Annotated in this window: 11 protein-coding genes; 5 read left to right on the forward strand and 6 right to left on the reverse strand. The window is 37.3% G+C overall.

Annotation, left to right across the window (positions count from 1 at the left end):
- Positions 1-58: 58 nt before the first annotated feature.
- A complete protein-coding gene (locus tag CXF79_RS03540; protein ID WP_101153978.1) occupies positions 59-1,135 on the reverse strand; it encodes an acyltransferase family protein in 1,077 nt (358 codons plus the stop codon).
- A gap of 317 nt (positions 1,136-1,452) precedes the next feature.
- Here CXF79_RS03540 and CXF79_RS03545 point away from each other — a divergent pair, with 317 nt between their 5' ends.
- The 4 genes from CXF79_RS03545 (at position 1,453) to CXF79_RS03560 (ending at position 5,559) form a co-directional block, all read left to right on the forward strand.
- Positions 1,453-1,893 (forward strand): transcriptional repressor, encoded by a 441-nt coding sequence (locus CXF79_RS03545; protein ID WP_011041273.1) that lies wholly within the window; start codon positions 1,453-1,455, stop codon positions 1,891-1,893.
- Between the two features lie 174 nt (positions 1,894-2,067).
- Positions 2,068-4,446, forward strand: a complete 2,379-nt coding sequence (locus CXF79_RS03550) for a M1 family metallopeptidase (RefSeq protein ID WP_101153979.1) — start codon at positions 2,068-2,070, stop codon at positions 4,444-4,446.
- Complete coding sequence (locus tag CXF79_RS03555) at positions 4,446-4,970, forward strand: DUF6702 family protein (protein ID WP_101153980.1); 525 nt, start codon at positions 4,446-4,448, stop codon at positions 4,968-4,970. The genes CXF79_RS03550 and CXF79_RS03555 overlap by 1 nt, the downstream gene beginning before the upstream one ends.
- A gap of 124 nt (positions 4,971-5,094) precedes the next feature.
- Positions 5,095-5,559, forward strand: coding sequence for a chemotaxis protein CheX (locus CXF79_RS03560; protein ID WP_011041270.1), 465 nt, complete (start codon positions 5,095-5,097; stop codon positions 5,557-5,559).
- A gap of 95 nt (positions 5,560-5,654) precedes the next feature.
- Here the strand turns inward: CXF79_RS03560 and CXF79_RS03565 are convergent, their stop codons facing one another.
- The 3 genes from CXF79_RS03565 to mpl form a co-directional block, all read right to left on the reverse strand.
- Positions 5,655-6,275: a flavin prenyltransferase UbiX gene (locus tag CXF79_RS03565; RefSeq protein WP_011041269.1), complete on the reverse strand. Its 621-nt coding sequence runs from the start codon at positions 6,273-6,275 to the stop codon at positions 5,655-5,657.
- Positions 6,276-6,341: 66 nt separating this feature from the next.
- Positions 6,342-6,842 carry a peptide deformylase gene (gene def, locus CXF79_RS03570; protein ID WP_101153981.1) on the reverse strand — a complete coding sequence of 167 codons (501 nt, stop codon included), beginning with the start codon at positions 6,840-6,842 and terminating at the stop codon, positions 6,342-6,344.
- Positions 6,843-7,165: 323 nt separating this feature from the next.
- Entirely contained in the window at positions 7,166-8,605 is a 1,440-nt protein-coding gene (gene mpl / locus CXF79_RS03580) for a UDP-N-acetylmuramate:L-alanyl-gamma-D-glutamyl-meso-diaminopimelate ligase (protein WP_101153982.1), read from the reverse strand.
- A 109-nt stretch (positions 8,606-8,714) separates the two neighbouring features.
- Between mpl and CXF79_RS03585 the strand changes: the two genes are divergently transcribed.
- A complete protein-coding gene (locus tag CXF79_RS03585; protein WP_101153983.1) occupies positions 8,715-9,836 on the forward strand; it encodes a hybrid-cluster NAD(P)-dependent oxidoreductase in 1,122 nt (373 codons plus the stop codon).
- A gap of 9 nt (positions 9,837-9,845) precedes the next feature.
- On the opposite strand, the gene CXF79_RS03590 is transcribed toward CXF79_RS03585, so the two are convergent.
- Positions 9,846-10,964, reverse strand: coding sequence for a DUF481 domain-containing protein (locus CXF79_RS03590; protein WP_101153984.1), 1,119 nt, complete (start codon positions 10,962-10,964; stop codon positions 9,846-9,848).
- A gap of 117 nt (positions 10,965-11,081) precedes the next feature.
- Positions 11,082-12,200 (reverse strand): DUF481 domain-containing protein, encoded by a 1,119-nt coding sequence (locus tag CXF79_RS03595; RefSeq protein ID WP_101153985.1) that lies wholly within the window; start codon positions 12,198-12,200, stop codon positions 11,082-11,084.
- Between the last annotated feature and the right edge of the window lie 210 nt (positions 12,201-12,410).

Genomic DNA, 12,410 nt, shown 5'->3' on the forward strand with positions numbered 1-12,410 from the left:
AGGTTTTTCAGGCCTTAATTTTAATCTAACATTAAAATTAAGGCCTGAAGCATGACTCTTATATTTTGATAAATATTTTTCGTTGATATAGCTTTAATGAAACATACCAGAAAAATGCTACATGTGAAAAAGCAAAAATAAAGGAAGCTAATTTCGGTGTAAACACGCCACTAAGCTGTTTATATAAAAAAGCATACATGGAAACATCGCCAATATTAATGTTTAAGTATATTGTTACCACTAAAAATGACAATACATAAACAAATAATGGGTTAGTCCCATAAACCAGTAAAGGCTCTGCCAATTTCACTTGTTTCATTATATCAATTAACCAGATGAAGGCGGCCAGTAATAAACATGCAAAACCAGTGCTATAAATGACATAAGACGGTGTCCATAACGACTTATTAATAGGTAAGACTACCCCCCATAGCGCACCAAACCCCACTGCTAAGCCACCAATAAGCGTTAATTTGATTACACTACTTCTTTTATCCTCAATACTGGTTAAATAACGTGTTAATTCAAAACCAAGTAGCATATTTACTATTGCTGGAATAGTACTTAAAAGCCCCTCAGGCTCGAAAGCAACGCCACGCATGGTGTACATGTGATTAGCGCCAAATACCGCTAAATCAAACTGACGAATAATATTGCCCTCAATGGTTAAAGCCCCTTCTCCCATACTAAGGAGTAATGCCCAATAAGCTAATAATATGACTGCTGACGCAATAAAAACTCCTGTTCGATTAAGCGTTAGTACTAAACAAGCGGCCACAGTGTAAGCAATACCTATGCGTTGTAAAATACCCATAATTCGCCAATCTTCAGCATTAACGGTAAATGGAATAACATTTAACATAAAACCAATAAAAAACATGATGAAACCACGCTTAATTATTTTCCTAAATTGCTCAGGGCTAGCAGAGAAGTTACTTTTCTTGAAGGAGAAAAACATGGCTGAGCCAATAATAAATAAGAAGAATGGGAACACTAAATCTGTTGGCGTTGCGCCATCCCACTCTGCATGTAATAAAGGCGCATATACATGTGACCATGTTCCCGGCGTATTCACTAAAATCATTAAAGCTATAGTAATGCCTCTAAAAGCATCGAGCGCGAGATAACGAGTCATGTTAATTTCCTAGCAGAATTTGTAGTTAACCATTGTAAAAGACAGCGCTGTCTTTTACAAGAAAACCTCATTTTAATGTAAGGTGGATAAATACTAAATTACTTATAAGCAGAAATGCATACCTGTTATCAATCATGTTTCAAAATGATCTAGCATGACTTTGCAAGGCGACGACTATCGACGTATCTTACTCACCTATATAAGTTTCCTAATCAGCTAGAGCCATTGACTTAACTAAAAATACTTACGCGCATATATCTAGCTATGATACACTGCAAACTCATCCATTCTTAGACAAAACATAACCGAATAGCACCATGACGGCAGAATCTTTATTACAACAAGCACAATTCGTTTGCAAAAAAAAAGGCGCTCGTTTTACTACAGTAAGAGAGCAAGTTTTTTTATTATTAGCTAACCGTCAAGGCGCCGTCGGCGCTTATGATTTATTAGCTGAACTAAAAGAGTTAGATGCTGCTGCTAAGCCCGCTACTATTTACCGTGCTTTAGATTTTTTATCTAAACAGGGTTTTGTCCATAAAATAGAATCTATTAATGCTTTCATTATGTGTCACCATTTTGGCGAGTGTGATCACCCTGTTCAGCTATTAATATGCGATGAGTGTGGTCATGTAGAAGAAATACAATCTAATAACTTTGATTTAGCATTACGTACAATGGCTGATGCTAATGGCTTCACTATCAGTCATCAAATAGTTGAAGCACACGGTAGCTGTAAAAACTGTAATAACGTTTAATTCCACTAAGTTATCTCACCGTTAATCTTATAAATACTGCTTTCTATCGCAAATTTTCACCTTACAAATAACAAGGTGTTTCTGATTGTGGTATAAATCCACGTTCAGTATTAAATATTGTATACCTTCTATAAAAAACCTTAAAAACGTACTCCTTCTCTACTTTGGAAAATTATGAAATATTCAACCTCTACAGCCTTAATTGGCCTAGTACTGGCTTTTTCTGGCTTACTATCAGTCGATAGTCAGGCAAGTAAAGCGGCCTTCGACGATAAATTTCGTCAATTAGGTGAAGTTTTACCAACGCCAAATATTTACCGTACCGCCTCTGGTACGCCAGGCCATAAGTATTGGCAACAACAAGTTGATTATGATATTTCCATTGCCATTGATGACAAAACACAGCGTTTAACTGGCGAGCAAATAATGGATTATCAAAATAATTCTCCTGATACTTTACGCTACTTATGGTTACAGCTAGATCAAAATCGCATGAAACGCGACTCCGCTTATAAGATGACAAGCAGAGCACCCAGCGAGAAGAAAGTTACTTTTGATAGCTTTCGACGATTGGTTGAATCACCTATTTTCGATGGTGGTTATGGCATAACTAAAGTCAGTGCAAGTAATGGTAAAGCGCTACATTATGTTATCAATGGCACTATGATGCGTGTTGATTTACCTAAGCCATTAAAGTCAGGTGCAAGTGTCGAAATAAATATTAATTGGCATTACCAACTACATGAGCAAAAAGTGCTTGGTGGTCGTTCTGGTTATGAATACTTCAAAGAAGATGATAACTATCTCTATGAAGTTGCTAGTTGGTTCCCAAGAGCTGCAGCCTACTACGATGCAAAGGGCTGGCAAAACAAACAATTTTTGGGTAACGGCGAGTTCACGTTAGAGTTTGGTGACTATGATGTAAAAATTACCGTGCCTGCCGATCACATTGTTGCTGCTACCGGGGTTTTACAAAATGAAAGTAAAGTACTCACTAGCACGCAACGAAAACGTTTAAAACAAGCCAAGAAAGCTAAAAAACCTGTATTGATCATTACACCTGCAGAAGCATTAGCGAATGAAAAGTCACGTAGTAGTAAGACAAAAACATGGCACTTTAGAGCCAAAAACGTTCGTGATTTTGCCTTTGCATCAAGCCGAAAATTTATCTGGGATGCGCAAGGTTATCAACAAGGTAATAGCAATACTATGGCCATGTCGTTTTACCCTAACGAAGGTAACCCGCTTTGGGAGAAGTATTCAACCGAAGCCATAATCCATACGATGGAACAATACAGTAAATATACTTTTGATTACCCTTATCCTGTTTCTATTTCAGTTAACGGCCCTGTCGGTGGTATGGAGTACCCAATGATTACCTTCAATGGACCTCGACCAACACTTGATGATGAAACTGGCGAAAAAACCTATTCTCGCCGTACCAAATACGGTTTAGTTGGCGTTATTATTCATGAAGTCGGTCATAATTACTTCCCTATGATTGTCAATTCTGATGAGCGACAGTGGACTTGGATGGATGAGGGATTAAATACCTTTTTACAGTTCCTTGCAGAGCAGGCTTGGGAAGAAGGTTATCCATCTCGCCGTGGCCATGCGACAAATATTACAAGTTACATGAAGAGTGATAATCAAGTACCCATTATGACTAACTCAGAGTCTATTTTACAGTTTGGCAATAATGCTTATGGCAAGCCCGCGACAGCATTAAATATTTTACGTGAAACCATCATGGGTCGTGAATTATTTGACTTTGCTTTTAAAGAGTATGCCCTACGTTGGAAGTTCAAACGTCCTACGCCAGCTGACTTTTTCCGCACTATGGAAGATGCTTCAGCGGTCGATTTAGATTGGTTCTGGCGTGGTTGGTTCTACACCACCGACCACGTTGATTTAGCTATTGATAATGTCTATTTATATCGCCCAAATAGTCAAAATCCTGATGTGGAAGAAGCCTGGGAACGTGCACTAGATAACGAGCAACCTGAATTTATCAGTGATTTACGCAATAAAAACCAATGGGTACGCACTCAAGATAAACCTGAGTTATTAGATTTTTACAATGACCATGATAAATTTACCGCCACCAATGCTGACCGTAATAAATACAATGAAGAACATGAAAAATTAGAGTCTTGGCAAAAAGACCTATTAACTAATAATAGCAAATTCTATGTCATCGATTTTTCTAATCATGGTGGCCTAGTAATGCCAATTTTACTCGATATTACGTATGCTGATAACACAACTGAACATATTTACATTCCCGCTGAAATTTGGCGTAAAAATAGTAAAAAAGTATCTAAGTTATTAATTCGTGATAAAGAGATCACTGAAATTGCACTAGATGCCAAGTGGCAAACAGCTGATGTGAACATTAATAATAATTACTGGCCAGCACGCCCTATCCAATCTCGTTTTGATCTTTATAAAGAAAAGAAAAAAGATATGATGCGCGATTATAATGAAGCGCTTAAAGATATCTCAGCTGAGAAAATCAACAATGAAGCAGAGCATCAAGAAGAAGGGAAATAATGAGCAAAGTATTTAGCAAGTATTTAATTGCTATCGGCTTTTACATAGGACTTGTAGCTTCAGCTACAAGTCATACCTATTTTTTTGGGGTTAGTGATGTATCTATCAATCCTAAAACTAAGCATCTGGAAATAGTACATCAATTTACTACCCATGATATTGAAAATGCAATTGCAGAAAAAAAACAGGTTCACTTTTCAGCTGAACATAAAAACTATGATGTATATATCCAGCAATATTTTGAACAACAATTTTCACTAGAAAAAAATCAAGTGAAAATCCCACTAATTTGGTTAGGTTTTGAAGTAACTTCAGGAAAAATTATTGCCTACCAAGAAAGTAGCCAGCGAAATTTATTACCGCAAACAGTGGTAAAGAATGCAATACTCATCGATACTTACCCTAAGCAAGTGAATACAGTTAACTTTCAAGGTGTAAATGTTAAAGGTGAAGCTCTTTTTGGCAGCTTAACTTTTGACTACAGGATCAAAGAAGCAATAATTACATCGGACACTAGCCAGTAGTTGAGCCACCAGCACTTAACACCATAAATTATAAAACTATTACGCTATTTGATTTACATTTGTAAAATAAGCATGCAGAATCAAATAAAGCACTTTATCTAAACAGTTACGATTCGGAATCTCCATGAATGTAGAGTTTATCAACCCATTTTTATCTTCAATGCTTAATGTCATGTCAACGATGGCTCAAATGGAATTAATTCCGGAGAAGCCACGCCTTAAAAAAAATGAAGTCGCCATGGGTGATGTTTCAGGTTTAATTGGCATGGTGAGTGATCAAGCAAAGGGTTCATTATCCATAACTTTTGAAGGGGCCTTAGCCTTAGCCACAATGAAAAAAATGGTCGGTGAAGCACCCGATGAAGTCAATGAAGAGATTATCGATTTAATCGGTGAAATAACAAATATGGTTACCGGCGGTGCAAAACGTATGCTGAGTGAAAAGGGCATCGAGTTTGATATGGCAACTCCGATTGTGGTGTCTGGACCAAACCACTCCATTCATCATAAGGCTAAAGGCCCTATCGTTATCATTCCACTTAAAAGTGAATTAGGTAGAGCATATATTGAATTTAGTTTTGATGAGTAAAACAAACAAGTAAGTCGACTACCTGTAATTTACTCATAAAAAAAGCGACTATAGTCGCTTTTTTTGTACCCTCAGTATTAATTCGCGCTTAACATTTAAATGTTATAACCCCAACGCGGCATAATATCTTGTTCAATACCAAGGTGATCTAATACTCTACCCACCATAAAATCGATGAGATCTTCAATGGTTTCAACCTTATGATAAAATCCAGGGGACGCAGGCATAATAGTGACTCCTTGCTGAGATAAGCTGAGCATATTTTGCAAGTGTAACGTTGAAAAGGGTGTTTCTCTTACCATTAAAATCAATTGACCACGTTCTTTTATCACCACATCCGCGGCACGTTCAATTAAGTTGTCACTCATACCATGACAAATAGCGGCCATTGTTCCAGTAGAACAGGGACAAACAACCATTTGTTTCGGTGCTGAAGAGCCCGAAGCAACAGGAGAAAACCACTGTTCTTTACCAAAAACCGTTATTTGTTGATCTTTGGCCTGATATTTTTCGGTGAGAAATTTACTGGCAGCATCAGGAGAACTGGGTATTTTAACGCCCACTTCAGTATCTAAAACAATACGACCGGCACTTGAGCACAAAATATAGAGCTGATAGTTTGCTGCGATTAAACACTCTATTAGCCGCATAGCATAAGAAGCACCCGAGGCACCGGTGATGGCAAGGGTTATTTTACCATTAAAATCATTGTTCACCTTACCCACCTTGTTCGAATTTTGTAGCATTAATTAACAAACTCACTATGTAGTCTATGACTATCCTTAACCATTTTTAATCGTTTTCTTAACTTTTTTTAGTGCCATTTGTTGTTTAAGCGGCGATAAATAGTCAATAAATAACTTACCTTTTAAATGGTCTATTTCATGTTGCATCACAATCGCAAGAAATTCATCACTGGTAATAGTAAGCTCTTTTCCATTGCGATCTAACGCTTCAACCGTAACATGAGTGAAACGCTCAACATCTGCATAGTAGCCAGGGATAGATAAACATCCTTCTTGCCCCTTGGCTGTTGCTTCTCCGTGAGTTATCACAGGGTTTACTAATACAAGTGGTTCATCACGATTATCTGAAATATCAATAACCACTACGGCTTCACTACGACCCACTTGAGTTGCCGCTAAACCGATACCATCTTCGGTATCGTACATAGTTTCAATTAAGTCATCGATTAACATCTGAATTTGACTTACATCAGATACATGTTTTGCTTGCTCTATAAGCTTATCATTAGGTGCGGTAAGTATAGTTAATACTGTCATTGTGCTAAGTTCTCTTTACTATTTTGATTAAACTAAATTGGTTAAACTGTTTTGTTTCTAAAGGTTTACTGTTTATAGGGCTATATACCCGCTCCATTCGAAGGTGCTCGTTTCAGGAAGTCTGAACGATTCATAATCAAGGCGCACTTTTTTTATTAAGGGTTACTCCCTTAAAAATAAATGTAACGCAGAGTATGATTTGCTCAGCCTTCCCCAAGGGGCTGGTTTAGAAACGCTTTATGCTACGTTATTGATTTCAATAATAGAATAACTATTATCTTCAACCAATGCCTTGCCTAAAGCCGTTTCTAATTCCAGCTGAATCATGCATCTTCAAGTGGTACGGGTATATTCGCTAAACGGTTCAATAATTTATTATGAATGTCGGCAAAACCACCGTTGCTCATAACAACAATTATGTCGCCAGCTTGCGCTTGTTGGGCAATAGCTTCAACTAAGCGTTCAACATTGTCTTCAACTTGACACGCTGGCTTGCATTGTTTGATTAAATCACTCACTGACCAAGTCACCTGTTCACCTTGATAGATAAAAACCTGATCCGCATCAATCAATGACTTAGGTAATGATTCTTTATGAACTCCTGATCTCATGGTATTCGATCTTGGCTCTAATACTGCGAAAATGCGCCCAACTTGTTCTTGCTCACTTTCTTGTTGTGAAAGTTTAGCACGTACACCAGCTAATGTTTTTGCTATGGCCGTTGGGTGATGAGCAAAATCATCATACACACTAATATTATTAACTATACCTCGAAGCTCAAAACGACGCTTAGTATTAATAAACTCGGCTAACGCTTCAATAGAGACTGCGCTTGGCACACCCGCATGGCGTGCTGCCGCTATTGCCATCACTGCGTTATCGATATTAAAATCACCGATAAGATCCCACTTGACCACACCTTGCTCTTTACCGTTAAACTTAACGATAAACTCACTGCCCTGAGCATTTAATTTCTCGACTTGCCAACCTGCATCGGACGGTTCATCTTGTTGAAGCTCTCCATTAGAGAATTCGGTCGGTGTCCAACAGCCCATAGCTAACGTTTCAGTAATAGCTTCTTCATTAGCGGGTGATAAAATCAAACCATTACTTGGCACCATACGGATGAGGTGATGAAATTGTTTTTGAATATCACTGAGATCATTAAAAATATCACCATGATCAAACTCTAAGTTATTAATCACTAGAGTTCGTGGACGGTAATGCACAAATTTAGATCGTTTATCAAAAAAGGCGCTATCGTACTCGTCAGCTTCAATGACAAAGAAAGGTGTATCACCTAAACGAGCTGAACTAGAGAAATTTTGTGGTACTCCACCGATAAGAAAACCTGGCGACATATGAGCATACTCTAAAATCCACGCCAGCATACTACTGGTCGTTGTTTTACCATGCGTACCCGAAACGGCAAGGACCCAACGATCTTTTAATACATTTTCAAGCAACCATTGTGGGCCTGATGTATAAGGAATATTGCGATCTAGCATATATTCCACCATTAGATTTCCACGAGACATCGCATTGCCAACAATAACCAAATCGATATCATCAGAGAAATTATCGACTTGATAACCTGACATTAACTCAATGCCTAACTGCTCTAACTGAGTGCTCATTGGCGGATAGACATTGGCATCAGAACCACTAACTTTAAAGCCAAGTTGCTTGGCTATAGCAGCGATCCCTCCCATAAAAGTGCCACAAATACCTAAGATATGAAGGTGTTGAATTTTATTAGTCATAGTATAATAATCAAAACATAAAGAAGCGCTATAATTGGCGATATCATACCTTAATAACTAAGCTTTATCTGTAAATACGCGCTATAAACTTAGTCGAGTAAAATAATAAATGACTCTATCGAGCAATACTGTCACCAAGCAAAGATTTACCTTAGTCTGCCAAAAAATCCAAATAGAAACCCGTGATGTGAAAACTTTCATTTTCTCTATGCCTAAGCAACAAATAGGTTTTAACTATCACGCTGGTCAATACTTAAATTTTACCGTTAATATGGCCGGTACAATGCAAACGTGCTGTTATACCCTTTCCTCTTCACCTACAACCTCTGATTATGTCAGCATTACGATAAAACGAATTCCTCAAGGCAAGGTTTCGAACTACTTTCATGATCATTTTAAAGTAGAACAATCAATTGATGTGCAAGGGGTGGCTGGTCACTTTTACTTAACCGACCCAATGCCTAAAAATGTTTTACTTATCAGCGCTGGTAGTGGCATCACGCCAATGCTCTCTATGTTACGTTTTATGGTCGCTACACAATGTAAGAACCAAGTAATATTTGTTCATAGCGCAAAACAGAAAATGGACCTAATTGCTCAAACTGAAATTAGTAACTTAGCGAAGCAACATGGTAATTGCCAAATAATTTACACCCTTACTCAAGGTGCTAATTCACAGTGGTATGGATATCAAGGACGTCTAAATGAACAAATACTTGGCAATATTGAACAAATTAGTCATTATCAAACTTTTGTTTGTGGACCCAAATTATTTCGCAAAGCCACTCAAGCGCTATTATTTAAATTAGGCTTACAACCAAGTAACTACCATGAGGAGAGTTTTGGTGCACATGAATATTCAAAAGAACAAACCATTAATACTGAAGAAAGTACCCCTCCATTAGCTCCCGTAATAGAAAGCCAAAAAGTGAGACCACAAAACTTAGAACACCAAAGCAGCAAAGCTAAAGTGTCGATTTACTTTAGTCGATGGAAAAAACGAGTTCAAGGTAATAAACAAGATTCTTTGCTAGATCAAGGAGAGGCAGCGGGACTAATTTTACCTTATTCATGTCGCGCGGGGTCTTGTGGCAGTTGCAAAGCAAAACTAATTAGTGGTCAGGTTAAGCAAAACTCAACAGATGGATTATCCGCAAGTGAACAACAACAAGGTTACATATTACTATGCAGTTGCAATGCTTTAACTGATGTCGAAGTAAGTCATGAGTAATTTATAATACTAGAAGTCGTAACCTAGACTGAGCACTAGTTTGTAATCATTTTCCTGGGGAAGAGTAGCCCCCGTAACGGCAACTGGTTTAACTACGCGATCCCAATAGAAGATAACATCTAACTCAAAATCATTTTGAAGTTCGAATTCAAAACCGGTTTTTAAACGTGAATTTCGCTTACCTGATTTTTCTTCTACAAATTGTAATTGATAATCAAATAAGAAATCTAATCTGCTTGAAATACTGTAATCAAATAATGTACCTAAAGCGATAACACCACTTTTTTGGTCATTTTCATCAGTATTACTGTTATACACTGTTTGTTGATAACTTGGTCCAAGGGTTACATCCCACTGTAAACGCTTATTTTGAAAAATGTGATAACCTAAACTAAACCCTAGGGTGTTTTTAGACTTAATATTTTGCTGTAGATCTGTAACATGTTCATAGTCAAACACTCGGAAGAAGACTTTTCGACTATAGAACCAATCAAGATTTGACGTTAAGCGACTAGCATCCGTAATAACTAATTCATTTTCATCTTCAGTCGATTTACTATAATTATAAGTAAATTCAACGTTAAAACGGGTAAACGGTGTTCTTCGTTGAACTCTCGCATTGACCGAGTAATCTAACTGACTAACGTTGCCGGTATTAACATCAAGGCCTAAACTGACTTTACCATCCCATAACTCCTTTCTAACATCAGAAGAGGACGTGATCGATAAAAGTTCCGATAATGGATAGTGCTGCTCAGTACCACCACTGATTATAACAAGGTGCTGATCCTTAACGATGAGAAAGCCTTGTTTCACTTCCCCATTAGCAAAACGTATTTGTTGATCAAATCGACTGCGAAGTTCTGTTACTTTATCCCAATCAAAAGTGATGGTATCAAACTCATCACTTTCAAATTCCAACTCATCGTCATACATGGAAATAATGTCGCCTTTGAGCCATTCCCCTGAGCGTAGTTTAAGCCAATCGAATTGCTGTGAAAAAACAGGCGTTGGCGGGCTCCATACCTCGGTATGTTCTGAACTTTGTTGCCCTTCACTGTTAAAGGTAATTAAAACTAGCGCTAATAATAAATACTTATTCACAATATTAAGTGTGGTTACTCTCACTACTGAATTACATTAAAAAAGGCTTGTACTAGTTGAGGTACAAGCCTTATATATACCCAGGCTATCTGAAAATTAGTGTTTCACGATGCTTGCGTATAAAAACACTGGATTAATTAGTTAAAAATCGTAACCTAAACCCACTACTAAGCGGAAATCATTTTTCTCTGGTACCTTACCCTCACTATCCTCTTTTGGATTTTCCGTACGATCGGCATAAAAGGTTAAATCAAGATCAAAGTCGTTAGTCAGGTCAATTTCTAGACCTGTTTGAAAGTGATGAATATTGCCACCGGAGGCTTCATCAATCACTTGTACACTATACGATGCTTCGTAGTCAATATCACTGGTAACTTCAAAAGTAAAATCGGTACCAAGTGTTACCCCTAAAGAATTCTCACTATCACTATCATCTGTTCCAACATCAATAAATTTAGTTTTTTGGTAACTTGGACCGAGATTGATATCCCAGCTAGTACGACTAGTATCGATAATATGATAACCCAATGCGATACCATAATGGACTCGATAATCGATGTTTAAAAATTCATCGGTCATGTATTCAAAGTCTGCCGCTCGGAAATAAATTTTAGGATTGAAAAACCAATCATAAGAGGACGTTAATCGATCGCTATCGGCAGTAACTATTGTTTCCCCATTGTCTTGATCTTCATAGCGACTGTAATCTGCGGTGTAATCCGTTTTAAAACGACTGCTCGAGCTTCGTCGCTGTATTCCGGCAGAAAAGGTATAATCAAATTGAACAGTATTACCCTCACGTAAATTAATACCTAAATTAACATAGCCATCCCATAAATCTCGTTCATTTTTTCCTGAGGATGCAATGGATAAAAGATTACTAAGCTCGTAATTAGTGGTCACACCATTTTTTACTAAAGATAGTTGCCCATCTTTTATCACTAAATATCCTTCAGCAATGGTGCCATCAAACATTCGAATACTTTGCCATGACTTGCTCCGTAACTCAGCAACATCTTCTAAATCAATTGTTTGCATATCAAGTTCATCACTATCGAACTCGAGTTTTTCATCATACATCGAAACAATATCGCCTTTAAGCCACTCATCAGATGTCAATTTTATCCAATCAAAATCTTGCTTAAAAACTGGTGTGGGTTTCTGCCACTTACTCTTATCGTCCTCTGCATAGCTGACAGTAGAAAGTGTTAACGAAAGGAGAAAAGTAAAAGTTATTAGAGTTGCTATTGTGTTATTCATAAAACCTCATACCTTTAAGGTATTTTTTAGATTAAAGACAATAAATTATAAATATAGCGAAGATTAATATAAATTGATGATCTATATTGTGTTCTCAGCTGAGTATTTTAAACACAACAAGACAAAAAAAAATATAAATTATTAAAGGCAAGCGGCTAAATATATTCTATAGTGGGATTCTTACAATTACCCATGTGCACCAATATAACG

Source organism: Colwellia sp. Bg11-28 (genome assembly GCF_002836245.1).
GTDB lineage: Bacteria > Pseudomonadota > Gammaproteobacteria > Enterobacterales > Alteromonadaceae > Colwellia > Colwellia psychrerythraea_A.